Raw genomic sequence first — 24,461 nt, 5'->3', positions numbered from 1 at the left:
ATTACTCGCATTTTCACGTCAAGCACAAACATATCCGGTCACCATTGCGGGACCTGAGGAACATCATGAAATTTCTGTGTACCGGCATCGAGCTGGCCGATGCCAGTAGCCGCGGCTTCGAGATCGATGGCCAGAAACTCTTCGCCGTGCGCCGGAACGGCCAGGCTTACGTATACATCAATCGGTGTCCGCACCGGGGTGTAGGCCTGGAGTGGACACCGAATCAGTTTCTCGACCCCAGCAACAGCCTGATCCAGTGCGCCACCCACGGCGCGCTGTTTCTGATTGAGGATGGCGAATGTGTGTCCGGGCCCTGCGCGGGCCAGTCGCTGACCCGTGTGGCCTGCCGCGAGGACGCCCAAGGACTCTGGGTCAGTCTTTAATCGCCCAACAGCACTTCCAGCCGGCGATCCACGATCATTTCTTCATGGGTCAGGCTCACGCCGTAGGCCAGTACTTCCACGCCGCTGGCAACCGCCTCACGCAAGGCTGCGGCGTACGCCGAGTCAATTTCCTCGGCCGGACGCACCGCTTCGATGCCGGTCAGGTTCACGCAATACAACTGCACCGCACGAATCCCGTCCCGCGCCAGATGCGCCAGCTCACGCAGGTGCTTGGCGCCGCGCTGGGTTACCGCATCGGGAAACGCCGCCACCGCGACACCGTCAAACCCCAGGGTGACACTTTTGACCTCGACGTAGGCAGGGCCGTCGGGGTAGTCGAGGCGAAAATCGATCCGGCTCTTTTCCTGACCGTAGGCCACTTCTCGCCTGAGCTCGGTGAAGCCGTTCAACTCAGTGATCACGCCAGCGCGCAGCGCTTCTTCGATCAAGCCGTTAGCCCGACCGGTATTCACGCAAAAATGCCGGCCGTGCGGGGTCTCGCCTATTTCCCAGGTACCTGGCAACTTGCGCTTGGGGTCATTTGAGCGACTGAACCAGACCTGCCCGCCTTCGACCTGACAATTGAGCATCGAGCCGGTGTTTGGACAGTGAATGGTCAGCAACTCGCCGCTAACGGTTTCGATATCGGCGAGAAAACGCTTGTAACGGCGGATCAACCGGCCTTCTTCAAGAGGAGGATGAAAACGCATCAGCCTTGCCAGCTCCGCAGACCACGAGCGATCCGCTCAACCGCCTCTTCCAGGCGCTCCAGACTTTGGGTGTAGGCAAACCGCACATGGTGCCCCGCCTGATAGCGACCGAAATCCAGTCCCGGGGTAAACGCCACGTGTTCGGTTTCGAGGAAATGTTTGCAGAACGCGAAGGCATCACCGCCGAACTTGCTGATATCGGCGTACAAATAGAACGCGCCTTCCGGTTCGACGGCGATCCCGAAGCCCAACTCACGCAGAGCCGGCAGCAGGTAATCCCGACGACGACCGAATTCGGCGCGGCGCTCTTCGAGAATGCTGATGGTGGCCGGTTCGAAACAGGCCAATGCCGCGTGTTGAGCCATGCTTGGCGCGCTGATGTACAGGTTTTGCGCAAGCTTCTCCAGTTCGCCGACCGCGTCTTCTGGTGCAACCAGCCAACCGAGACGCCAACCGGTCATGCCGAAATACTTGGAAAAACTATTTAGCACGAAGGCACTGTCATCGACTTCCAGCACACTGGCCGCATCGGTGCCGTAGGTCAGGCCATGGTAGATCTCGTCCACCACCAGATGCCCGTTGCGTTCCTTGATCGCCCTGGACAGCCCGGCCAGTTCATCCCGGGTCAAGATGGTCCCCGTCGGATTGGCCGGCGATGCAACCAGCGCTCCGACACTGTCGTGGTCCCAATGCCGCTCGATCAAGCCCGGCGTCAATTGATACCGCACGTCCGGGCCGACCGGTACCAACTGGGCAGCGCCTTCGACCAAACGCAAAAAGTGCCGGTTGCAGGGGTAGCCCGGGTCCGCCAGCAGCCAATGCTTGCCCGGATCGACCAGCAAGGCACTGGCCAACAACAGGGCGCCGGACCCGCCCGGCGTGATGAGGATGCGGCGCGGGTCGATGTTCAGCCCGTAACGCTGCTGGTAAAAACCCGAAATGGCCTCACGCAGTTCAGGAATGCCGCGGGCCGCGGTGTAACGGGTGCGGCCCGCCTCCAGCGCGGCCTGACCCGCACGGATGATCGGCTCGGCAGTAGTGAAGTCCGGCTCGCCGATTTCCAGGTGGATGACATCGTGGCCCGCAGCCTGCAATTCATTGGCTCGCGCGAGCAATGCCATGACGTGAAAAGGTTCGATCGCGCGACTGCGGGCACTGTAGGACTGAGCCATTGGCCTTCCTTCAACGGATAAAAAAATCGATTCTACCCAAGCGCAGGAACGAGCGAGAACCTAATGCGGTCAGAGGCCATATGGCCCAGACCACAAACGACTCAGGCGAGCGCCCGAGGTTTGACTAAAATCAATATTTGAGCAGCACTCCAGAGCCACCAGACAGCGCTTTGCCAGCATTTGCAAGCGCCACGGGCCGCGGGCTCGACATCCGGGAGTAGCGCGGTCTGATTTGATCTGGTAAGTTCGCCCGCTTGCAGCCGCAGGGCCGGCAGGTGTCGGTGATGGAGCAATCCTGCGCAGATGGATTACAAGAGTAGAGGCGGTCTATTTCATGTCCACCCAAGCAAAGCAGCAACAACCGACGATTAGCGGCTTCGAACCCTATAAAGAAGTTCCGGGCGAGGAGTACATGGGCAAGCCCATGCGTCTGCACTTCACCAAGGTCCTGAACAAGTGGAAACAGGACTTGATGCAGGAAGTCGACCGTACGGTTGATCACATGAAGGACGAAGCAGCCAACTTCCCGGACCCGGCAGACCGTGCCAGCCAGGAAGAAGAGTTCGCCCTTGAACTGCGAGCCCGCGATCGCGAGCGCAAGTTGATCAAAAAGATCGACAAGACGTTGCAACTGATCGAAGACGAAGAGTACGGCTGGTGCGAGTCGTGCGGCGTCGAAATCGGCGTCAAGCGCCTGGAAGCCCGCCCTACTGCCGACATGTGTGTCGACTGCAAGACCCTGGCGGAAATCAAGGAAAAGCAAGTCGGCAAATAATTGCGACTTGAACGAAAAACGGAGCGTGCGAACGCTCCGTTTTTGTTTCTGACATTCATGATATTTGTAGGAGCCGGCTTGCTGGCGATGGCGATTTCAAAGACGCCATCACCAGCAAGCCGGCTCCTACGAAATGCTGATCGCGTAAACTCTTGCCCATGACCGCCACCACCTCTCCCGCCTACATCGGACGCTTCGCCCCCACCCCCAGTGGCCATTTGCACTTTGGTTCGCTGGTCGCAGCGCTGGCCTCGTACCTCGACGCGCGCGCAGTGGGCGGCCGTTGGCTGATGCGCATGGAAGACCTTGATCCGCCCCGTGAAGAGCCCGGCGCCCAGGCAGCCATACTCAAGGCACTGGAAAGCTACGGTTTCGAATGGGATGGCGAGATGGTTCGCCAGAGCGACCGTCACGACGCCTACGCCGAAGTACTCGATCGCCTGTTCAATCACGGCCTGGCCTACGCCTGCACCTGCTCGCGCAAACAACTGGAGCCGTATCATGGCATTTATCCGGGTTTGTGCCGCAATGCCGGGCATGGCACCGAAGATGCCGCGATCCGCATACGCGTCCCTGAACTGGATTACCACTTCATCGACCGCGTTCAAGGTGAGTTTCACCAGCACCTGGGACGGGATGTCGGTGATTTCGTGATTCGCCGCCGCGACGGGCTCTACGCCTATCAACTGGCGGTCGTCCTGGACGATGCCTGGCAAGGCATTACCGACATCGTGCGGGGGGCCGATCTGCTCGACTCCACGCCGCGTCAGCTCTACCTGCAGGAATTGCTTGGCCTGCGCCAACCGCGTTACTTGCATATCCCGCTGATTACTCAACCTGATGGCAACAAACTCGGCAAGTCCTACCGTTCGCCGCCATTAAGCGAAGACCAGGCCACGCCGCTGTTGCTGCGCGCCTTGCGTGCACTGGGTCAAAACCCCGGCGCTGAACTGGCTCATGGCACACCCCGGGAAGTGCTGGACTGGGGCATCGCCCATTGGGACGCCACGCTGATCCCGCGCACACTCTGTCTTCCAGAGGCACAGCTGCGGTGATCGTGCTTGCAGTGACGCGCCCATCCGTTACCATCGCCGCACGTTTTCGGGCACGCGCATAAAAAAGAGAGGCCGGGATGTACATCTATCGCTTGGTCCTGCTCCTGGTAGTGGGGATTTATCTGTTTTCCCCGGCCATCATGGATTGGTGGATCGACGCCACTGGCGCCTGGTATCGCCCTTATCTGCTCTGGCTGATCCTGATCGTCGTGACCTTCATCCTGCAGAGCCAAAAAGATGCCGATGAGCTTTAGCCTGACCCAGATGATCCTGATCAGCGCCGCGTATTTGGCGGTGCTGTTCGGCGTAGCCTGGATCAGTGAACGGGGCATGATCCCGCGGGCGATCATTCGCCACCCGCTCACCTACACCCTGTCGCTGGGCGTCTACGCCAGTGCCTGGGCGTTTTATGGCACCGTCGGCCTGGCCTACCAGTACGGCTACGGTTTCCTGTCCAGCTATCTCGGCGTCTCCGGGGCTTTCCTGTTGGCGCCGGTATTGCTGTATCCGATCCTGAAGATCACCCGCACTTATCAGCTGTCGTCTCTGGCGGACCTGTTTGCGTTCCGTTTCCGTAGTACCTGGGCCGGTGCGCTCACGACGATTTTCATGCTGGTCGGGGTGCTGCCGCTGCTGGCGTTGCAGATTCAGGCAGTGGCCGATTCCATCGGCATTCTGACCCGCGAGCCGGTGCAGCATCGCGTGGCTTTGAGTTTCTGTGCGCTGATTACGCTGTTCACGATTTTCTTCGGCTCCCGCCACATCGCCACCCGCGAGAAGCATGAAGGGCTGGTGTTTGCGATTGCCTTCGAATCAGTCATCAAGCTGATCGCCCTTGGCGCCGTCGGCCTCTATGCGCTTTACGGCGTGTTCGATGGCCCGCAACAGCTGGAGCTATGGCTGCTGCAAAACCAGACCGCCCTCGCCGCACTGCACACGCCGCTGCAGGAAGGCCCGTGGCGAACGCTGCTGCTGGTGTTCTTCGCCTCGGCGATCGTAATGCCGCACATGTACCACATGACCTTTACCGAAAACCTCAACCCGCGCTCGCTGGTCAGCGCGAGCTGGGGCTTGCCGCTGTTTTTGCTGTTGATGAGCCTGGCGGTGCCGTTGATTCTCTGGGCAGGCCTCAAACTCGGCGCCACCACCGACCCGGAGTATTTCACCCTGGGTATTGGTATTGCGGCCAACAGCAAGGCGTTGGCGTTGCTGGCGTATGTCGGCGGATTGTCTGCTGCCAGCGGCCTGATCATCGTCACCACCCTGGCGCTGTCGGGGATGGCACTCAACCATTTGGTGCTGCCGCTTTATCAGCCTCCGGCCGAAGGCAACATCTACCGCTGGTTGAAATGGACACGCCGGGCACTGATCGTCGCGATCATCATGGCCGGTTACGGCTTTTACCTGTTGCTCGGCGCGGAGCAGGACCTGGCCAACCTCGGCATCGTCGCGTTTGTCGCCACGCTGCAGTTCCTGCCCGGCGTGCTCTCGGTCCTGTATTGGCCGACCGCCAATCGTCGCGGCTTCATCGCCGGTTTGCTGGCGGGGATTCTGGTGTGGCTGGTGACCATGCTGCTGCCGTTGGTCGGCAACCTGCAGGGTTTCTACATTCCGCTGCTGAACATGATTTACGTGCTCGATGACACCAGTTGGCACATGGCCGCGATCGCCTCGCTGGCCGCCAACGTGCTGATGTTCACCCTGATCTCGCTGTTCACCAATGCCAGCACCGAAGAGGCCAGCGCCGCCGAAGCGTGCGCGGTGGATAACGTGCGCCGGCCGCAGCGCCGCGAACTGCATGCCGCCTCGCCTCAGGAGTTCGCCACGCAACTGGCCAAGCCGTTGGGTGCCAAGGCTGCACAGAAGGAAGTCGAACAGGCCCTGCGCGACCTCTACCTGCCTTTCGACGAGCGCCGCCCGTATGCCTTGCGTCGCTTGCGAGACCGCATCGAAGCCAACCTTTCCGGCCTGATGGGCCCGAGTGTGGCGCAGGACATGGTCGAGACCTTCCTGCCTTATAAGGCCGGTGGCGAAAACTACGTGATCGAAGACATCCACTTCATCGAAAGCCGTCTCGAGGATTACCACTCGCGCCTGACCGGCCTGGCCGCCGAACTCGACGCCCTGCGCCGCTACCACCGTCAGACGCTGCAAGAGTTGCCGATGGGCGTCTGCTCCCTGGCCAAGGATCAGGAAATCCTCATGTGGAACAAAGCCATGGAGGAACTGACAGGGATCGCCGCGCAACGCGTGGTCGGTTCGCGCCTGAGCACCATTGCCGATCCGTGGAAGGAGTTGCTGCAAGGCTTCATCAACGTTCCGGATGAGCACTTGCACAAGCAGCACCTGGCCCTCGATGGCCAGACCCGTTGGCTGAACCTGCACAAAGCGGCGATCGACGAACCGCTCGCGCCGGGCAACAGCGGCCTGGTGCTGCTGGTGGAAGACCTGACCGAAACCCAGATGCTCGAAGACAAACTGGTGCATTCCGAGCGCCTGGCCAGCATCGGTCGACTGGCCGCCGGCGTGGCCCATGAAATCGGCAACCCGATCACCGGTATCGCCTGCCTGGCGCAGAATCTGCGCGAAGAGCGCGAAGACGATGGCGAGTTGAAGGAGATCAGCGGTCAGATCCTCGAGCAGACCAAACGCGTATCACGCATCGTGCAGTCGCTGATGAGCTTCGCCCATGCCGGCAGTCACCAGCACAGCGACGAGCCCGTCTGTCTGGCAGAGGTCGCTCAGGACGCCATCGGTTTGCTGGCCCTGAACCGGCGCAATTTCGAAGTGCAGTTCTACAACCTGTGCGACCCCGATCACTGGGTCGAGGGCGATCCGCAGCGACTCGCTCAGGTGTTGATCAACCTGCTCTCAAACGCCCGCGATGCCTCGCCTCCAGGCAGTGCGGTGCGGGTCAAGAGCGAAGCCGGCGAACACACGGTCGACCTGATCGTGGAAGACGAAGGCAGCGGTATTCCGAAGAACATCATGGACCGATTGTTCGAACCCTTCTTCACCACCAAGGATCCTGGCGAAGGCACCGGTCTGGGCCTTGCACTGGTCTATTCCATCGTTGAAGAGCATTATGGACAAATCACCATCGACAGCCCGGCTGATGTTCAGAGCCAGCGCGGCACCCGTATCCGGGTGACATTGCCGCGTAATGTCGAAGCGACGTCCGCTGTGAACTGAGACCGTCGAGAGTATCGAATCAATGCCGCACATTTTGATCGTCGAAGACGAAACCATTATCCGCTCCGCCTTGCGCCGCCTGCTGGAACGCAACCAGTACCAGGTCAGCGAAGCCGGTTCAGTGCAGGAAGCACAAGAACGTTTCACCATTCCCACGTTCGACCTGATCGTCAGTGACCTGCGCCTGCCGGGTGCTCCGGGCACCGAGCTGATCAAACTCGGCCAGGGCACTCCGGTGCTGATCATGACCAGTTACGCCAGCCTGCGCTCGGCAGTGGATTCGATGAAGATGGGCGCGGTGGATTACATCGCCAAGCCTTTCGATCACGATGAAATGCTCCAGGCTGTCGCGCGCATCCTGCGCGACCGCCAAACGGTGCAAGCCAGCGGTGAGCCGGTTGCCGGCAAAGCCAGTAATGGCGCGGCCAAATCAGGCCCGGACAACAGCAACGGCGAAATCGGCATCATCGGCTCTTGCCCACCGATGCAGGATTTGTACGGCAAGATCCGTAAAGTCGCACCGACCGATTCCAACGTTCTGATCCAGGGCGAGTCCGGCACCGGTAAGGAACTGGTGGCGCGCGCCCTGCACAACCTCTCCAAGCGCGCCAAGGCCCCGATGATCTCGGTGAACTGTGCGGCGATTCCGGAAAGCCTGATCGAATCCGAATTGTTCGGCCACGAAAAAGGCGCGTTCACGGGCGCGAGCGCCGGGCGTGCGGGTCTGGTGGAAGCCGCCGATGGCGGCACGCTGTTCCTCGATGAAATCGGCGAATTGCCACTGGAAGCCCAGGCCCGACTGCTGCGCGTATTGCAGGAAGGTGAAATTCGCCGGGTCGGCTCGGTTCAGTCGCAGAAAGTCGATGTACGCCTGATTGCCGCGACGCACCGTGACCTCAAGAGCCTGGCCAAGATCGGCCAGTTCCGTGAAGACTTGTACTACCGCCTGCACGTGATTGCCCTGAAATTGCCGGCCCTGCGCGAGCGCGGTGCCGACGTCAACGAAATTGCCAATGCCTTCCTGGCGCGGCAAAGCGCACGGATCAACCGTACCGACCTGAAGTTCGCCCCGGATGCCGAACAGGCCATTCGTCATTACTCATGGCCAGGCAACGTGCGTGAGCTGGAGAACGCCGTCGAACGCGCAGTCATCCTTTCCGAGAGCCCGGAGATTTCTGCCGAGCTGCTGGGCATCGACATCGAACTGAGTGATCTGGAAGACGACGAGTTCATCGGCCTGCCCCCGCAACAGGGTAACGGCAACACCGGAAACAACAATCACGAGCCGACCGAAGACCTGTCCCTGGAGGACTACTTCCAGCATTTCGTGCTTGAGCATCAGGACCACATGACCGAAACCGAACTGGCCCGCAAACTCGGGGTCAGCCGCAAGTGCCTGTGGGAACGTCGTCAGCGCCTGGGAATTCCGCGGCGCAAGACCGGGGTGGCCAGCGAGAGCTGAACCACACCTGTCTCATGTGCGGGTAACACATGACTTTGTGAAAAAACTGTTACCTCAGTTTTTCCACGTAACAGAAGCCGGGGCTTACGGTAACGAAGCCCCGGCTTTTTTTGGCCTGCGCAAACCCCATCAGCACGCCTAACCCCTTGTTTTACTGGGCTTCGCAAAAGTTGGCACGCACCCTGCTATATGTTTGGTACAAGAACAATAACAAGCAATGCACAAGACAATAAAAATAAGACGAATCGACTCACGCACAATAAAAACAAGACGGCGAGAGGCGCAGCTAACTGATTCTTTTGGAGAGGCGTTGTATTTGGGGCTTGCCCCACGACCAGGCCGAGAACAACAAAAACTGTCTTAAGACAGAGCCTGTACTGGTTGGATCGGAAGATCACTGCAATTCAGCGACCAAAGCAATCCGTTTGCTCTTGGCTCCCGATTGGGAGGGTCATGAAGGAAAGCTTCATGGCGAGGGCACTCAACAAAAACAAAAAGCCCGAAACCAATAACAAAAATAGAGCATGCAACTACTTCTTGGGGAGCTTCGGCTCCCCTTGTAGTTTCTCCGATTCAGAACCCCCCTCCCCCACAGCATTGCGCCTTACAGCTCATATCTGCTGCGTCCTACACCATCCCCCGACTAAATGCTAGAATCCCCGCCCATCATGCGGTCATTCTTTGTTTTGGCCGAACATTCCTTCAAACAGTGCATCCCATGCTGAAGAAGCTGTTCCAGTCATTCCGTACTCCCCAGCGTCGTACGCAACACATTCGCAGCACGCCTGAAGTGCTCAACAGCGGTCAACACTCGCTGCAAAAGGGCCAATTCAGCCGTTACGCGGTGAACATCGTCGAACGCCTGCAGGGCGCCGGTTACCAGGCGTATCTGGTTGGCGGTTGTGTGCGTGACATGCTGCTCGGCATCACGCCGAAAGACTTTGACGTCGCCACCAGTGCCACCCCTGAACAGGTACGGGCCGAATTTCGCAATGCGCGGATCATCGGTCGCCGGTTCAAACTGGTGCACATCCACTTTGGTCGCGAGATCATCGAAGTCGCCACCTTCCGCGCCAATCACCCGCAAAACGACGAAGAGGAAGACAACAATCAATCCTCGCGTAACGAAAGCGGGCGCATCCTGCGCGACAACGTCTATGGCACCCTGGAAGAAGACGCGCAACGCCGCGACTTCACCATCAACGCCTTGTATTACGACCCGGTCAGCGAGCGGATTCTCGATTACGCCAACGGCGTACACGACATACGCAATCAACTGATCCGCCTGATCGGCGATCCGAAACAGCGCTACCAGGAAGACCCGGTACGGATGTTGCGAGCCGTGCGTTTCGCCGCCAAGCTGAATTTCGGCATCGAAAAACACAGCGCTGTACCCATCCGCGACCTGGCACCGATGCTGCGCGAGATTCCGTCGGCCCGCCTGTTCGAAGAAGTGCTCAAGCTGTTCCTCTCCGGCCATGCCGCGGACACCTTTGAGATGCTGGTCGACCTGCAACTGTTCGACCCACTGTTCCCGGCCAGTGCCGAGGCGCTGGAGTACAACCCGACTTACACCCACACCCTGATCAGCGAAGCGCTGATCAACACCGACCTGCGCATCAAGCAGAACAAACCGGTGACCCCGGCGTTCCTGTTTGCAGCCTTGCTCTGGCCAGCCCTGCCGGCCCGCGTCCTGCGCTTGCAGGAACGTGGCATGCCGCCAATTCCGGCGATGCAGGAAGCCGCGCACGAACTGATTGCCGAACAATGCCAGCGCATCGCGATCCCGAAACGCTTCACCATGCCGATCCGCGAGATCTGGGACATGCAGGAACGCCTGCCCCGCCGCAGCGGTAAACGCGCCGATCTGCTGCTGGACAATCCACGCTTCCGCGCCGGTTACGACTTCCTGCTGCTGCGCGAAAGCGCGGGCGAGCAGACCGATGGCCTGGGCGAATGGTGGACGGATTATCAGGACGCCAATGAAAGCGAACGTCGCGACATGATCCGCGACCTCAGCGGCAAGGACGAAGGTAGCGGCGCGCCACGCAAGCGTCGTCGTAGCGGCGGTTCCAAGCGTAAACGCGCAGCGGGCGCTTCGAGCACCACGGGCGAGTAATCCATGGAACGCATCTACATCGGCATGGGCAGTAATCTGGCTGAACCCGCCGAACAATTGCGCAGCGCTGTTGAAGCGCTGGCGCAATTACCGCAATCGTCGCTGGTCGGGGTTTCCGCCTTTTATCAAAGCGACTCGCTGCTCCCGGGCCAACCGCGCTACACCAATGCGGTGGCCGCCCTCGACAGTAGCCTCGCCCCGCTCGCCTTGCTTGATGCCTTGCAAGCCATCGAAAACGGCCAGGGCCGCGAGCGACTGGAACGCTGGGGGCCACGCACGCTGGACCTCGACATCCTGCTGTTCGGCGACCGGTTGATCGATGAGCCGCGCCTCAAAGTCCCTCATTACCACATACAGGAACGGGCTTTTGTCCTGTATCCGCTGGCTGAGCTAGCGCCTGCAACTCTGCGTCTGGCCGATGGCCGCAGCCTTAAAGATCTACTGGCTGCCTGCCCGTTCGTCGGCCTGGAACGCCTGTCCGATGATTGACGCAAATCCCCTGCAGGAGCGAGCCTGCTCGCGATAGCGGAGTGTCATACAGCAGAACTGTTGACTGATGCACCGCCATCGCGTGCAGACTCACTCCCACATTGGTTTGAATTGTTCCTACAGAATCTGCTGAATCGCATCAGTCCCCTTCGGTAACACCCCACCCGTAACAATGCGGTAACACACCGGATTGACTTCCCGAGTTCTCATCACGACTATAGGCGTCCCGCTGCCGCCAACACGGCACACAAGGGCGCAATCCAGGCCTTATAAGCACGACAAAAGACCGTGCGCCTGAGTAAATGACGAATCACGCGCGTTACTCGCAGTAGTTTCCATAGCGCCTGAACGAGGATTTTTTGACATGCCAGCCATCACCCTGACCACGCTCCAGAGCCTCAAGCAGAAAGGTGAAAAAATCACCATGCTGACCTGCTATGACGCGACCTTCGCCCACGCCTGCAATCAGGCTGGCGTCGAAGTGCTGCTGGTGGGCGACTCCCTCGGCATGGTTTTGCAAGGTCACGACAGCACCCTGCCGGTCACCACTGCCGAAATGGCTTACCACGTTGCCTGCGTCAAACGCGGTAACAGCGACGCGTTGATTCTCGCCGACCTGCCCTTCATGGCCTACGCCACCACCGAACAAGCCATGACCAACAGTGCCCTGTTGATGCAGGCTGGCGCGCACATGGTCAAAGTCGAAGGTGCATTGTGGCTGGCGGACTCGATCCGCCTGCTCGCCGAGCGCGGCATCCCGGTATGCGCACACATGGGTCTGACCCCGCAATCGGTGAACATCCTCGGTGGCTACAAGGTCCAGGGCCGTAACGAAAACCAGGCGCGACAGATGCGCGCCGACGCGATTTCGCTGGAACAGGCCGGCGCGGCCATGCTGCTGCTCGAATGTGTACCGAGCGAGTTGGCCGAAGAAATTACCCAGGCGGTGAAAATCCCCGTGATCGGCATTGGCGCCGGCAATCGCACCGACGGCCAGGTTCTGGTCCTGCACGACATGCTGGGCCTGTCCATCACTGGCCGCGTACCGAAATTCGTAAAGAACTTCATGACCGGCCAGGAAAGCATTCACGCGGCATTGAGTGCTTACGTCAGCGAAGTCAAAGCGGCGACTTTCCCAGGCATCGAACACGGATTCTCTGCATGAACACCGTAAAAACCGTACGCGAACTGCGGGCCGCCGTGGCCCGTGCCCGCAGCGAAGGCAAGCGCATCGGCTTCGTGCCGACGATGGGCAACCTGCACAGCGGTCACGTCGCGCTGATTACCAAGGCCACCCAGCGGGTGGATTTCGTGGTCGCGAGCATTTTCGTCAACCCGCTGCAATTCGGCGCCGGCGAAGACCTCGACAAGTACCCGCGCACCCTCCTGGCCGATCAGGAAAAACTGCTCGAAGCCGGTTGCGACCTGTTATTCGCGCCCACCGTTGAAGAGATGTACCCCGACGGCATGGCCGGCCAGACCCGCGTCAGCGTCCCGCAACTGTCCGAAGGCCTGTGCGGCGCCAGCCGTCCGGGTCATTTCGAAGGCGTGGCAACGGTGGTCAGCAAGCTATTCAACATGGTCCAGCCGGACCTGGCGATTTTCGGTCAGAAAGACTTCCAGCAACTGGCAGTGATCCGCGCGCTGGTCCATGACCTGAACATGCCGATCCAGATCATCGGCGAGCCGACCGTACGTGCGGCCGATGGCCTGGCGCTGTCGTCGCGCAATGGTTTCCTCAGCGAAGAAGATCGTGCCGTGGCGCCGGTGGTTTATCGCACGTTGAGCGAGATTGCCGACTCGATCAAGCAAGGTGAGCGGGATTTCCCGGCGCTGATCAACGCGAAAATCCAGCAGCTTGAAGCCGCAGGCTTGCGTCCGGACTACCTGGAAATTCGCCATGCACTGACCTTGCGCCCGGCGACAGTCGAGGATCGGGACTTGGTGATCCTGGTGGCGGCATTCCTCGGAACCACACGGTTGATCGACAACCTGCACCTGAACCTCGACTCCCCCCTCTAAACAGCACATTGCCTTTTGCAGGAGCCAGCTGCTGGTTCCTGCAAAAGGCATCCGTGCCAGCCCAAGTCGCCTGACCCAACCCTGTCTCGTCCCGTTTGTCGGACCGTTCCTAACTTCGATGTTAAAAAAGTACCGGATTCAGGTCAGACAAAGTCAAGACAGATCTCTGCGCGGGGTTTACTGTATTCGCCCTGCGCCATGAATTCGTGTCGACGCAGTTAACCGGGACGCCCACCCATAGCGCTCCGGGATTTTTAGTGTTCAAAAGGCCGTTCAAGTAAAAAGGAAACCCGCAGCGATGGCGTATTACCGCACTCCTCACGACGTGACCGCTCTGCCCGCCTGGCAAGCGTTGAATGACCACCGCCAAGCCATGCAGGATTTCAGCATGCGCGAGGCTTTCAATGCCGACCCGCAGCGCTTTACCCAATTCACCCTCAGCAGTTGCGGCCTGTTTCTCGACTATTCGAAGAACCTGATCAACGCCGAGACCCGCAACCTGCTGGTGGGCCTGGCCAATGAAGTCGACCTCCAGGGCGCGATCAAGTCACTGTTCGATGGCGAAATCGTCAACGCTTCCGAAGGTCGCCCGGCCCTGCACACGGCGCTGCGCCGTCCGGTTGGCGACAAGCTGTCGGTCAACGGCGTCAACGTGATGCCGGAAGTACACAAGGTGCTGAACCAGATCACCGACCTCGTGGGCCGCATCCACGACGGTCTGTGGCGCGGTTACACCGAGAAGCCGATCACCGACGTGGTGAACATCGGTATCGGTGGCTCGTTCCTCGGCCCGGAGCTAGTGTCCGAAGCCTTGCTGTCCTACGCGCAAAAAGGCGTGCGTTGCCACTACCTGGCGAACATCGACGGCAGCGAGTTCCACGAGCTGACCATGAAACTGCGCGCCGAGACCACGCTGTTCATCGTCTCGTCGAAATCCTTCAACACCCTCGAAACCCTGAAGAACGCCCAGGCCGCCCGCGCCTGGTATCTGGCACAGGGTGGTTCGGAAGCCGAGCTGTATCGTCACTTCATCGCGGTGTCGAGCAACAACGCCGCCGCCGTGGCCTTCGGTATCCGCGAGGAAAACATTTTCCCGATGTGGGACTGGGTTGGCGGTCGTTACTCGCTGTGGTCGGCCATCGGATTGCCGATTGCCCTGGCCATCGGCATGTCGAACTTCAAGGAGCTGCTGTCCGGTGCCTACACCATGGACCAGCACTTCCAGAGCGCCCCGTTCGAGCAAAACATGCCAGTGCTGCTGGCGTTGCTTGGCGTGTGGTACGGCAACTTCTGGGGCGCGCAGAGCCATGCGATCCTGCCGTACGACCACTACCTGCGTAACATCACCAAGCACTTGCAACAGCTGGACATGGAATCCAACGGCAAGAGCGTGCGCCAGGACGGCACAGCAGTCAGCACCGACACAGGGCCAGTGATCTGGGGCGGCGTCGGTTGCAACGGCCAGCACGCTTATCACCAGCTGCTGCACCAGGGCACCCAACTGATCCCGGCTGACTTCATCGTGCCGATCGTCAGCTTCAACCCGGTGTCCGACCATCACCAGTGGCTATACGCCAACTGCCTGTCGCAAAGCCAGGCGCTGATGCTTGGCAAGACCCTGGCGGAGGCCCAAGCCGAGCTGCGTGAAAAAGGCATGAGTGAAGACGAGGTGCAGAAACTCGCGCCGCACAAGGTGATCCCGGGCAACCGTCCGAGCAACACCCTGGTGGTCGAGCGCATCAGCCCGCGTCGTCTCGGCGCATTGGTGGCGATGTACGAACACAAAGTCTTCGTGCAAAGCGTGGTCTGGGGCATCAACGCCTTCGACCAGTGGGGCGTGGAACTGGGCAAGGAACTGGGCAAAGGCGTCTACAACCGCCTGGTCGGCAGCGAGGAAACGCCGGCTGACGACCCGTCGACCCAAGGCTTGATCAACTATTTCCGTGGTCGCCACCGCGGCTGACTTGTAGCAATACCGCAACACCCTGTGGGAGCGAGCCTGCTCGCGAAAGCGGTCTGACAGTCGACAACTCTGTTGAATGTTATACCGCCATCGCGAGCAGGCTCGCTCCCACAGTTGTTTTGTCTACGACTTGAACCCGTTGTTCACTCGGCGCATCTTTAGATCTTGTCGCAAAACAAGAAGAAGGAACCGTCATGTTCGATATCAGCACGTTCCCCAAAGCCGATGCCGTCCGCCGGGCTGCACAATTGAGTCAAGACGACTACCAGCGCCTGTACCGTGAATCCATCGACCACCCCAGTACGTTCTGGGCTGAACAGGCCACCCGCTTCCTCGACTGGAGCACACCGTGGGACACCGTCCAGCGCTACAACCTCAAAACCGGTGAAGCCAGCTGGTTTGCCGGCGCAAAACTCAATGTCAGCTACAACTGCATTGACCGGCACCTGGAAAAACGCGGTGATCAGATCGCAATCATCTGGGAAGGCGACGACCCCGCCGAATCCACCCAGATCACCTACAAAAAACTCCATCACCACGTCTGCCGCCTGGCCAATGTGCTGAAAAGCCGTGGCGTGAAGAAAGGCGACCGGGTGTGCATCTACATGCCGATGATTCCTGAGGCGGCCTACGCCATGCTCGCCTGCACCCGCATCGGTGCGGTGCATTCGGTGGTGTTCGGCGGTTTCTCCCCGGATTCACTGCGCGACCGGATTCTCGACGCCGACTGCCGTACCGTGATCACCGCCGATGAAGGCGTGCGCGGCGGCAAGTTCGTGCCGCTGAAACAGAACGTCGACAAGGCGCTGCAAAGCTGTCCGGACGTGAGCACCGTGGTCGTGGTCGAGCGCACACAGAATCAGGTGAACTGGGTTGAAGGCCGGGACATCTGGTATCACCAGGCGTTGCGCGATGTCGGCGACGACTGCCCGCCGGAACCCATGGATGCCGAAGACCCGCTGTTCATCCTCTACACCTCCGGCAGCACCGGCAAACCCAAAGGCGTGCTGCACACCACCGGCGGTTATTTGCTGCAGGCGGCGATGACCTTCAAGTACGTACTGGACTACCGCGACGGCGAAGTGTTCTGGTGCACCGCCGATGTCGGCTGGGTAACAGGCCACAGCTACATCGTCTACGGGCCACTGGCCAATGGCGCGACCACGCTGATCTTCGAAGGCGTGCCCAGCTACCCAAGCACCTCGCGCTTCTGGCAAGTGATTGACAAGCACAAGGTGAACATTTTCTACACCGCGCCCACCGCTTTGCGCGCACTGATGCGTGAAGGTCCGGAACCGTTGAAGGAAAGCTCCCGCGCCAGCGTCAGATTGCTCGGCACCGTCGGTGAGCCGATTAATCCGGAAGCGTGGGAGTGGTACTTCCATGAGGTCGGTGAAGAGCGCTGCCCGATTGTCGATACCTGGTGGCAGACCGAGACCGGCGGCATCATGCTCAGCCCGCTGGTGAGCGCGCAACGGATCAAACCCGGCTGTGCCACGCAACCGATGTTCGGCGTGCAACCGGTATTGCTCGACGAACAGGGCAAGGAAATCAAAGGCGCCGGCAGTGGCGTGCTGGCGATCAAATCCAGCTGGCCGGCGCAGATCCGCAGCGTCTATGGCGATCCGCAACGGATGATCGACACCTACTTCAAGCCCTACCCCGGGTATTACTTCACCGGTGACGGCGCACGCCGGGATGAAGATGGCGATTACTGGATCACCGGGCGCATCGACGACGTGATCAACGTGTCCGGGCACCGCATCGGCACCGCCGAAGTGGAAAGTGCCCTGGTGTTGCACGACAGCATCGCCGAGGCGGCCGTGGTCGGTTACCCACACGACGTCAAGGGCCAGGGTATCTACGCCTTCGTCACGCCCATGAACGGCGTCGACGCCGGCGACGAGCTGAAGAAAGAATTGCTGGCGATGGTCAGCAAGGAAATCGGCAGCTTTGCCAAACCGGATTTGATCCAGTGGGCGCCAGCGTTGCCAAAAACCCGTTCGGGCAAGATCATGCGGCGTATTCTGCGCAAGATCGCCTGCAACGAGCTCGACAGTCTGGGCGATACCTCGACCCTGGCCGACCCGAGCGTGGTACAAGGCTTGATCGATAAACGCCTGAATCAGTAGAGCCCCGGGCGCGGCCAACGGCCGCGCCCCTCCTTCACCGCGAGTCTTCATGGAATTCATCCGCACCCGCATTGAAACCCAAATCATGAGCCTGACCGGTCTGTCGCTGGGCAAGCTCGATCTGGAGAACCCCAAGGGCGATCCGGGGCTGTTCGGCCCTGATTCCGTGAGCTGGCAAGTTCACGGTGACTTCAGCAGCATGCTCATCGGTGGCATCAGCGCTTTGATGCTGCAAGCCTTGCATCCGTTGGCCCTGGCCGGCGTCTGGGACCACTCGAATTTTCGCGAGGACATGCTCGGCCGGTTACGCCGCACCGGGCAGTTCATTTCCGGCACCACGTTCGGCTCGCGACAGGACGCCGACTGGCTGATCGAAAAAGTTCGCACCATTCACCTGCAAGTCACCGGCACCGCGCCAGACGGCCGCGCCTATGCCGCCAGCGATCCGGACCTGTTGACCTGGGTGCACGTGGCCGAGGTCAGCAATTTCCTCGCCGCCCATTTGCGCTATCGCAATCCGCATTTGTCGCTATTGAATCAGGACCGCTATTACGCGGAAATTGCCTTGGTCGCAGAACGCCTGGGGGCCAGGAATGTGCCGCGCTCGCGGCGGGAAATTTCCGAATACCTTGAACGCATCCGCCCACAATTGCTGTGCGATGAGCGCAGTCGGGAAGTGTTGCGACTGTTGTTGAATGCGCCGTCGCCTAGCCGCCTGGCCAGGCCTTTCGGCGGACTGATGATGCAGGCTGGCATCGACCTGTTGCCGGACTGGGCCAGTGACATGCTCGACGTCCGCCAGAGCCCGCTGCAACGCAAACTGATCCGCGCCAGCGTCAATCGCAGTGCGCCCATGTTGCGCTGGGCGGTGCGCAATGGTTCGGTGCAACGGGCCAGGCGACGCATGGGCTTATTGACCTGATGCACAGAGCTAAAAGCTTGAAGCTTGAAGCTTGCAGCTAAGTAACTGTTAAACTCCCGCGCCAAATTACCTCCTGCAAGGCGCTCAGCATGTCTTCCTTGAATCAGGCGCTGCGCGCCGCCCTCGATCATCGCCAGGACCTGCTCGCCGAGCTGCACAGCCAGGGCACCGACTGCTATCGCCTGTTCCACGGCAGCCAGGAAGGCGCTGGCGGCCTGACTATCGACCGTTACGGCCCGCAACTGATGGTGCAGAGTTTCCATCAATCGCTGGAACGCGAAGACCTGCTGCATCTGCACGCAATGGTCAACAACCATTTGGGCCTGGAAACCCTGCTGGTCTACAACGACCGCTCCCGTGGCAACTCGCGCATCGACCGCGAAGACATCGTCTACCGCGCCGACGAAGCGGCGTTGCAGGATCTGGTCGGCCACGAGTGGGGCCTTAATTACCGCGTTCGCGGCCGTCACGCCGGGCAGGATCCGCTGCTGTTCCTCGACCTGCGCAACACCCGTGGCTGGGTCAAGGATCACAGCAAGAACAAAAGTGTGCTCAACCTGTTTGCCTACACCTGTGGTGTTGGCCTCAGTGCGGCGGCCGGTGGCGCCCGCGAGGTGTGCAACCTGGACTTCGCCGAAGGTAACCTGGCGGTCGGTCGTGAAAACGGCCTGCTCAACCCGCAGTTGCCGACCATGGAGTTCATCCAGTCCGACTACTTCCCGGCCATTCGCCAACTCGCCGGACTGCCCATCAGCCAGCGTCGCGGGCAAAAGCTGCCGAGCTATCAGCGCCTCGAACAGCGCCAGTACGATCTGGTGCTGCTCGATCCACCGGCCTGGGCCAAGAGTGCGTTCGGTACCGTCGACCTGCTGCGCGACTATCAGAGCCTGCTCAAACCCGCGCTGCTGACCACCGCCGACAATGGCGTGCTGATCTGCTGCAACAACCTGGCAAAAGTCAGCATGGACGACTGGCGTGAACAGGTTTTGCGATGCGCCGAGAAAGCCGGCCGGCCAGTGCGTGAGTGGACGGTGATGAAACCAGGCGCCGATTTCCCGTCCATGGATCAACAGCCGCCACTGAAAACCCTGATCCTGCAGCTTTGATCTCTGTCAGACAAATCTGAAAAACCTGAACAGGCTGTTTGCTTCGGAACCGGAATCGCGTGCCATACTCCAAGGCACTCCGATTCAGACAGATGAAGCCACGCATGTACAAAGGATTGATTCGCGCCATCGGCGCCTTGTTGACTGCTCTGGCCCTTTACAGCTTGCTGGGCTTTCTGATTTTGCCGGGCATCGCCTTGCGCATCGCCAACCAGCAGTTGGCCAATTACGCCACGACCCCCGCCACGCTTCAGCGGATCGAACTCAACCCGTTCAGCCTCGAAGTAACCCTTTGGGGCCTGAACATTGGCGAGCCGGGCAAGGAACAGATTGGCTTCGAGCGCCTGTACGCCAACCTGCAACTCGACAGCCTTTGGACCAAGGCGCTACATCTGTCGGAAATCGAACTGGACAAGTCCAAAACCGAAATCCTTTTTAGCAAAGACGGCAAACTCAACCTGCTTGGGCTGTTCAAGATACCGGCCAGCGAACCAACCCCCGCTGACCCGGACGCCAAGCCGTTTCCGCTGCGTATAGACCGCATCAAACTCGCCGGTGGCGCCGTGCACTTCCAGGATGCGCGCCCCAGCGAGCCCATCGAATTCCTCTATGACACCCTCGATTTCGAGCTGAAAAACCTCAGCACCCTGCCCGAAGACAGCGCCGACATGACCCTGGTTGCCATCGGCCCCAACGGCGGGCAGATCGACTGGACCGGTAACTTCAGCCTGATCCCGATTGCCTCCGAAGGTAAGTTGAAAATTACCGACGGCAAAATGAAAGCTTTCTGGCCGTATGTGCGCGACGCCGTCCCCCTGGACCTCGAAAGCGGTGTCATGAGCATCAGCACCGACTACAAACTCAATCTGTCCAAAGAAACCGAACTGCTGCTGAGCAATCTTTCGGCCACCATCGCGCCCTTCGCCATCAAGGCACCAGACGGACGACCGCTGGTGAAGCTTGAGCGTCTGGACGTCAGCGAAACCACCGTCGATCTGGCCAAGCAACAAGTGGTGGTCGGCAAGATCCGCAGCCACAAGCTGGAAACCTGGGCCGCGCTGGAAGCCGATGGCCAACTCGACTGGCAGAAACTGTTCGCCAGCCAGCCCTCCAAGCCGGCCGCCAAAGCCAACGCCGAACCGGCCAGCACACCGGCTGCCGCCGACTCGCCGAAAACCGAAGCTGCCCCAAGCAAGCCCTGGCAGGTACTGCTCAACGACGTCCAGCTACGCGATTACCAAGTACACCTGGCAGACCGCAAGGCTCAGCCCGCCGTGGCATTGGAACTGGGGCCGCTGAATCTCGACCTGCAGAAATTCGACAGCCTCAATGGCTCGCCCTTCTTGCTCAGGCTCGACACAGGCGTGGGCAAGCAAGGCAAGCTCACGGCCGATGGCGAGGTCAATCTGGCGCCGGTCAGCGCCAAACTGAATGTGCAGACCAAGGACATTGACCTGCGCATCGCCCAGTCCTACATCAGCCCGTTCATTCGCCTGGAACTGCGCAGCGGCATGCTTGGCAGTGATCTGGCCGTCAACCTGAAAAGCACCGAGCCACTGGCGTTCAACGTCACCGGTCGTGCCCAGGTCGATCAGTTGCACACCCTCGACACCCTGAAAACCCGCGATTTCCTCAAGTGGCAGCAGGTGGTGGTCGAAGGCCTGAACTATCAGCATGGCGACAGCCTGTCGATCGACAAGGTCAACCTGCTGCAACCCTACGTGCGCTTCATGATCAACGATGACCGCACCACTAACGTTGATGACTTGTTGATCCCGCAACCGGCCGACACCGGCGCCAAATCTGCCGCAGCCAAACCCGCTGCCAGCAAAGAAAAACCGTTGGGCATTCACATCGGCGGCATAGCCATCAACGACGGCTCGGCCAACTTCGCCGACTTCAGCCTGACGCCGAACTTCGCCACCGCGATCCAGCAACTCAACGGGCAAATCGGCACCATCGACAGTCGCCAGGCCAAGCCGGCCAGTGTCGACGTCAAAGGCAAGGTCGACCGCTATGCACCGGTGACCATCAAAGGTGCGGTCAACCCGTTCGATCCGATGGCCAGCCTCGACATCGCCACCAGTTTCAAACGCGTGGAGCTGACCACGCTGACGCCGTACTCCGGCAAATTCGCCGGCTACCGCATCCGCAAGGGCCGGTTGAACCTCGACCTGCATTACCGAATCACCAAAGGCCAGCTCAAGGCCGACAACAAAGTGGTGGTCGAGCAACTGCAACTGGGTGAAAAGGTCGACAGCCCCGACGCCGTGAGCCTGCCGCTGAAACTGGCGATTGCCCTGCTCAAGGACGTCGACGGCAAGATTTCCATCGAACTGCCGGTGACCGGCGACCTCAACAACCCGCAGTTCAGCGTCATGCCGATTGTCTGGCAGACGTTGCGCAACCTGATCGTCAAGGCCGCCGCCGCACCGTTCAAACTCATCGGAGGATTGGTCGCCGGTGGCGGTTCGGAAGATCTGGGCAGCGTGTCGTTCGCGCCAGGTTCCAGCGTTTTGAGCAAGGACGCCGAAGGCGCCCTGGACAAACTGTCGAAAGCGCTCAAGGAACGCCCGGCCCTGCGCCTGGAAATCGAAGGTACGGCCGCGAAGAGCAGCGACGGACCGCTGATTGCCGAGCAGCGTCTGGAACGGGAATACCAGTACAACTACTACAAAATACTCCAGCGCCGAGGCGACAAGGTGCCGGCCAGGGCTGGTTTGCTGGAGGTGCCCGACAGCGAGAAAGGGCCGTTGCTGGAAGGAATTTACCGCACACGCCTGAAAACCCAGCCGCCTGCCGAGTGGAAAGACCTGGGCAAAGAAGAACGCAGCGCAAAAATGCGGGCCGACGTGATCCAGTTCTGGAGTTCCAGTGAAGTGCTGTTGCGTGAATTGGGTCAGGATCGCGCCAGCACCATCAAGGACTATCTGGTCGACAAGGGTCAACTGGCCGATGACCGCGTTTACTTCATTGATGCGCAGTTGGGTGAAGCGGAAAAAGACGGCAAGGTCGTCACGCCGATGCATCTGGACGCCGAGTGATGGGCAAGCGGCTGCTGCTCGCACTGACGTTGGCGGCAGCAGCGAGCCCGACTTCGGCGGCGGATACTTTGCGATGTGGCAGCCAGTTGATCAGTACCGGCGACCGCTCCAGCGAGGTGCTGCAAAAATGTGGGGAGCCGGTCAGCCGCGACTTGCTCGGTTACAAGCGCAGTGCCAATCGACGGGAAGAGTTTCAGGTCGAGGAATGGACTTACGGTCCGAACGGCGGGATGTATCAGTACTTGCGGTTTGAGGGGAATCGCTTGGTGCAGATCACCAGCAAGCGCGGTAATTGAAGATCAAAAGATCGCAGGCTTCGGCAGCGCCTGCAGAATGAGTAGATCTGTAGGCGCTGCTGGAGGCTGCGATCTTTTAGTTTCCTGAATAGAACAGGCCCCGACACGAATGCCGGGGCCTGTAATGGCCACATCCTTGTGGCCGTTCGCATGAACCCTCAAGAGGCGGCAGGCGTATGGCTCGGCCCGTCTACCGCACCTTCTCCCGGTCCAGGCGAGAAGCCTTGCCTTACTCGGCTTTCAGGCCGTCAGCGGAGACCGCTTTGACGCCTTTGATTTTCTTGGCGATCGCCACGGCGGTGGTTTTCTGAGCGTCGGTGACTGCAACGGTGGACGACAGGGAAACGACGCCTTTGTTGGTTTCAACTTTGATATCGGTACCTGGGATACCTTTTTCGGTGACCAGGTCGGCTTTGACTTTGGTAGTGATCCAGGTATCGGAAGTAGCTTCTTTCGCTTCAGTCATTTCACCGGCTGCCAGCACCATTGGCGACTGGGTAGCCTGGGTGTTTTGGGCGAAGGCAACGTTGGCCATGGTCAGGGTCAGCGCGGTAGCAGCAGCGGCGGTGATAGCGAACTTCTTCATACGAGTAACTCCTGTTTTTCTGGAAAGTCTGCTGGGTTCTTGTCAGCAGGGTTACCAGAGATATTGCGAACGCTGTGCCAACTTTGAGATAGACAATTAGTTCTTATAAATCAATAATTTACAAAATCACGCATTTTCCGGATTCGTGCAAAATGCATGAGTTGAACTTTATCTACATGCAAGTTGCGGGTTTTCGCGCAAGCCTAAGGCCATGAATTGTCGAGACTTTTCTTTCGCTTATTTGGGAACATGGAAAAACTGTTGTTCATTGAAGAAAAGATTTAGCAGTCCGTGCAATCCTGATTGATCGCAGCGGTTTGGGTCTGACTTGCCCGCACATCCCGAGCGCCACCGCGGCTGGTATCATTCCCACGCAAATGGGAGGGCTCATGTTCTGGGTGCGCCGCCGTTAGGGGAACCAAACTTGAACGGGTCGGCGCCACGGTTCTGGCGGTTTTTCTCTTTACGGGCCTCGCTCGGAGGGCGGATCATTTGTACCGTCAGGCTGCCATCTGCACCGGCGTAGACCACCGCGCTGGCTCCGCCGTCCAGATAACTGGCGATGGTCGCCAGGTTGATCTCCACCAGCGCGCTACTCACCCCTGTGTTGCCCAGGCGCCGCCCGATGTTGTAACCCTCGTCGACATTTCCCAATTCGATGCCATGGCCGTCGGTATTCAAGCCGTGCAAGGCAAGGGTCAGGGCGATTTCAGCCTCTTGATTGTCGGTGGTGTCGTAGAACACACGCACCGGCTTATGCCCTTCGGGCAGGGTATCCAGCGCCTGTAACCAGCCGGCTTGCAGCGCCTTGGCCTGCAATGCCGGTTTAAGCCGTTTGCCGTTTTCGTCCTGCATCGAGACCTTGATCGGGCGATGCAGGTAACCCAGCACCGGTGCGGCGTCGAACTCTTTGACCTGGTGCTGGGCCCAGCGGATGGGTAGCCACGGCGAGGGTTGGAATTCTCCCGGTCCGCGGTTGCTGATGGTTTGCCAGAGGGTGGGGAGTTGGGAATGCCAGTAGGCGGTGGACATG

At 59.8% G+C, this 24,461-nt stretch carries 19 protein-coding genes and 1 pseudogene; 16 read left to right on the top strand and 4 right to left on the bottom strand.

The window, feature by feature from the left end:
* Nucleotides 1-65 precede the first annotated feature (65 nt).
* A complete protein-coding gene (locus M5G20_RS16805; RefSeq protein WP_273920009.1) occupies nt 66-383 on the top strand; it encodes a Rieske (2Fe-2S) protein in 318 nt (105 codons plus the stop codon).
* Here the strand turns inward: M5G20_RS16805 and sfsA are convergent.
* Nucleotides 380-1,093: a DNA/RNA nuclease SfsA gene (sfsA, locus tag M5G20_RS16800; RefSeq protein ID WP_150734786.1), complete on the bottom strand. Its 714-nt coding sequence runs from the start codon at nt 1,091-1,093 to the stop codon at nt 380-382. The genes M5G20_RS16805 and sfsA overlap by 4 nt on opposite strands.
* Nucleotides 1,093-2,265, bottom strand: a complete 1,173-nt coding sequence (locus tag M5G20_RS16795; RefSeq protein WP_273920008.1) for a pyridoxal phosphate-dependent aminotransferase — start codon at nt 2,263-2,265, stop codon at nt 1,093-1,095. The genes sfsA and M5G20_RS16795 overlap by 1 nt, the downstream gene beginning before the upstream one ends.
* 334 nt (nt 2,266-2,599) lie before the next feature.
* Here M5G20_RS16795 and dksA point away from each other — a divergent pair, with 334 nt between their 5' ends.
* The 15 genes from dksA (at nt 2,600) to M5G20_RS16720 (ending at nt 22,842) form a co-directional block, all read left to right on the top strand.
* Nucleotides 2,600-3,040 (top strand): RNA polymerase-binding protein DksA, encoded by a 441-nt coding sequence (gene dksA, locus M5G20_RS16790; protein WP_075949511.1) that lies wholly within the window; start codon nt 2,600-2,602, stop codon nt 3,038-3,040.
* A 158-nt stretch (nt 3,041-3,198) separates the two neighbouring features.
* Nucleotides 3,199-4,095, top strand: a complete 897-nt coding sequence (gene gluQRS / locus M5G20_RS16785) for a tRNA glutamyl-Q(34) synthetase GluQRS (RefSeq protein WP_273920007.1) — start codon at nt 3,199-3,201, stop codon at nt 4,093-4,095.
* Nucleotides 4,096-4,172: 77 nt separating this feature from the next.
* On the top strand, nt 4,173-4,349 hold the full coding sequence (locus tag M5G20_RS16780) for a hypothetical protein (RefSeq protein ID WP_003176118.1): 177 nt from the start codon (nt 4,173-4,175) through the stop codon (nt 4,347-4,349).
* Nucleotides 4,333-7,287, top strand: coding sequence for a sensor histidine kinase (locus M5G20_RS16775; RefSeq protein WP_273920006.1), 2,955 nt, complete (start codon nt 4,333-4,335; stop codon nt 7,285-7,287). The genes M5G20_RS16780 and M5G20_RS16775 overlap by 17 nt, the downstream gene beginning before the upstream one ends.
* A 22-nt stretch (nt 7,288-7,309) precedes the next feature.
* Nucleotides 7,310-8,749: a sigma-54-dependent transcriptional regulator gene (locus tag M5G20_RS16770; RefSeq protein ID WP_273920005.1), complete on the top strand. Its 1,440-nt coding sequence runs from the start codon at nt 7,310-7,312 to the stop codon at nt 8,747-8,749.
* A gap of 718 nt (nt 8,750-9,467) precedes the next feature.
* Nucleotides 9,468-10,868 carry a polynucleotide adenylyltransferase PcnB gene (locus tag M5G20_RS16765; protein WP_273920004.1) on the top strand — a complete coding sequence of 467 codons (1,401 nt, stop codon included), beginning with the start codon at nt 9,468-9,470 and terminating at the stop codon, nt 10,866-10,868.
* A gap of 3 nt (nt 10,869-10,871) precedes the next feature.
* The gene (folK, locus tag M5G20_RS16760) at nt 10,872-11,357 is read left to right on the top strand and encodes a 2-amino-4-hydroxy-6-hydroxymethyldihydropteridine diphosphokinase (RefSeq protein WP_273920002.1); all 486 of its coding nucleotides are present in this window, start codon (nt 10,872-10,874) and stop codon (nt 11,355-11,357) included.
* Between the two features lie 364 nt (nt 11,358-11,721).
* Complete coding sequence (gene panB / locus M5G20_RS16755) at nt 11,722-12,522, top strand: 3-methyl-2-oxobutanoate hydroxymethyltransferase (RefSeq protein WP_273920000.1); 801 nt, start codon at nt 11,722-11,724, stop codon at nt 12,520-12,522.
* Complete coding sequence (gene panC, locus M5G20_RS16750; RefSeq protein ID WP_273919998.1) at nt 12,519-13,379, top strand: pantoate--beta-alanine ligase; 861 nt, start codon at nt 12,519-12,521, stop codon at nt 13,377-13,379. Before panB ends, panC begins: the two co-directional genes overlap by 4 nt.
* Nucleotides 13,380-13,677: 298 nt before the next feature.
* The gene (gene pgi, locus M5G20_RS16745; RefSeq protein WP_150734777.1) at nt 13,678-15,342 is read left to right on the top strand and encodes a glucose-6-phosphate isomerase; all 1,665 of its coding nucleotides are present in this window, start codon (nt 13,678-13,680) and stop codon (nt 15,340-15,342) included.
* 194 nt (nt 15,343-15,536) lie between these two features.
* Nucleotides 15,537-17,474 carry an acetate--CoA ligase gene (acs, locus tag M5G20_RS16740; RefSeq protein ID WP_273919997.1) on the top strand — a complete coding sequence of 646 codons (1,938 nt, stop codon included), beginning with the start codon at nt 15,537-15,539 and terminating at the stop codon, nt 17,472-17,474.
* 49 nt (nt 17,475-17,523) lie between these two features.
* Complete coding sequence (locus M5G20_RS16735; protein WP_273919996.1) at nt 17,524-18,396, top strand: oxygenase MpaB family protein; 873 nt, start codon at nt 17,524-17,526, stop codon at nt 18,394-18,396.
* An 89-nt stretch (nt 18,397-18,485) separates the two neighbouring features.
* The gene (locus tag M5G20_RS16730) at nt 18,486-19,502 is read left to right on the top strand and encodes a class I SAM-dependent rRNA methyltransferase (RefSeq protein WP_273919995.1); all 1,017 of its coding nucleotides are present in this window, start codon (nt 18,486-18,488) and stop codon (nt 19,500-19,502) included.
* Nucleotides 19,503-19,594: 92 nt separating this feature from the next.
* Nucleotides 19,595-22,546 carry a DUF748 domain-containing protein gene (locus tag M5G20_RS16725; protein WP_273919994.1) on the top strand — a complete coding sequence of 984 codons (2,952 nt, stop codon included), beginning with the start codon at nt 19,595-19,597 and terminating at the stop codon, nt 22,544-22,546.
* Complete coding sequence (locus M5G20_RS16720; RefSeq protein ID WP_273919993.1) at nt 22,546-22,842, top strand: DUF2845 domain-containing protein; 297 nt, start codon at nt 22,546-22,548, stop codon at nt 22,840-22,842. Before M5G20_RS16725 ends, M5G20_RS16720 begins: the two co-directional genes overlap by 1 nt.
* 229 nt (nt 22,843-23,071) lie before the next feature.
* On the opposite strand, the gene M5G20_RS16715 is transcribed toward M5G20_RS16720, so the two are convergent.
* Together M5G20_RS16715 and M5G20_RS16710 are read right to left on the bottom strand one after the other, a co-directional pair.
* Complete coding sequence (locus M5G20_RS16715) at nt 23,072-23,428, bottom strand: BON domain-containing protein (RefSeq protein WP_273919991.1); 357 nt, start codon at nt 23,426-23,428, stop codon at nt 23,072-23,074.
* A 387-nt stretch (nt 23,429-23,815) separates the two neighbouring features.
* Nucleotides 23,816-24,461: pseudogene (locus M5G20_RS16710) on the bottom strand (DUF2875 family protein); the annotation flags it as partial.

This window comes from Pseudomonas sp. TNT2022 ID1044, assembly GCF_028656895.1.
In the GTDB taxonomy this organism is placed as follows: Bacteria; Pseudomonadota; Gammaproteobacteria; order Pseudomonadales; family Pseudomonadaceae; genus Aquipseudomonas; species Aquipseudomonas reinekei.
Note: the sequence above shows the minus strand (reverse complement) of the source record. Positions and strands in the feature narration are given on the sequence as shown.

Excerpts from the sequence above, each read along its gene's own strand:
- M5G20_RS16730 (WP_273919995.1), top strand. The coding sequence starts at position 18,486 with ATGTCTTCCTTGAATCAGGCGCTGCGCGCCGCCCTCGATCATCGCCAG.
- panC (WP_273919998.1), top strand. The coding sequence starts at position 12,519 with ATGAACACCGTAAAAACCGTACGCGAACTGCGGGCCGCCGTGGCCCGT.
- M5G20_RS16720 (WP_273919993.1), top strand. The coding sequence starts at position 22,546 with ATGGGCAAGCGGCTGCTGCTCGCACTGACGTTGGCGGCAGCAGCGAGC.
- dksA (WP_075949511.1), top strand. The coding sequence starts at position 2,600 with ATGTCCACCCAAGCAAAGCAGCAACAACCGACGATTAGCGGCTTCGAA.
- M5G20_RS16765 (WP_273920004.1), top strand. The coding sequence starts at position 9,468 with ATGCTGAAGAAGCTGTTCCAGTCATTCCGTACTCCCCAGCGTCGTACG.
- gluQRS (WP_273920007.1), top strand. The coding sequence starts at position 3,199 with ATGACCGCCACCACCTCTCCCGCCTACATCGGACGCTTCGCCCCCACC.
- pgi (WP_150734777.1), top strand. The coding sequence starts at position 13,678 with ATGGCGTATTACCGCACTCCTCACGACGTGACCGCTCTGCCCGCCTGG.
- sfsA (WP_150734786.1), bottom strand. The coding sequence starts at position 1,093 with ATGCGTTTTCATCCTCCTCTTGAAGAAGGCCGGTTGATCCGCCGTTAC.
- M5G20_RS16795 (WP_273920008.1), bottom strand. The coding sequence starts at position 2,265 with ATGGCTCAGTCCTACAGTGCCCGCAGTCGCGCGATCGAACCTTTTCAC.
- M5G20_RS16780 (WP_003176118.1), top strand. The coding sequence starts at position 4,173 with ATGTACATCTATCGCTTGGTCCTGCTCCTGGTAGTGGGGATTTATCTG.
- M5G20_RS16805 (WP_273920009.1), top strand. The coding sequence starts at position 66 with ATGAAATTTCTGTGTACCGGCATCGAGCTGGCCGATGCCAGTAGCCGC.
- M5G20_RS16770 (WP_273920005.1), top strand. The coding sequence starts at position 7,310 with ATGCCGCACATTTTGATCGTCGAAGACGAAACCATTATCCGCTCCGCC.
- panB (WP_273920000.1), top strand. The coding sequence starts at position 11,722 with ATGCCAGCCATCACCCTGACCACGCTCCAGAGCCTCAAGCAGAAAGGT.
- M5G20_RS16715 (WP_273919991.1), bottom strand. The coding sequence starts at position 23,428 with ATGAAGAAGTTCGCTATCACCGCCGCTGCTGCTACCGCGCTGACCCTG.
- acs (WP_273919997.1), top strand. The coding sequence starts at position 15,537 with ATGTTCGATATCAGCACGTTCCCCAAAGCCGATGCCGTCCGCCGGGCT.
- folK (WP_273920002.1), top strand. The coding sequence starts at position 10,872 with ATGGAACGCATCTACATCGGCATGGGCAGTAATCTGGCTGAACCCGCC.
- M5G20_RS16775 (WP_273920006.1), top strand. The coding sequence starts at position 4,333 with ATGCCGATGAGCTTTAGCCTGACCCAGATGATCCTGATCAGCGCCGCG.
- M5G20_RS16735 (WP_273919996.1), top strand. The coding sequence starts at position 17,524 with ATGGAATTCATCCGCACCCGCATTGAAACCCAAATCATGAGCCTGACC.
- M5G20_RS16725 (WP_273919994.1), top strand. The coding sequence starts at position 19,595 with ATGAAGCCACGCATGTACAAAGGATTGATTCGCGCCATCGGCGCCTTG.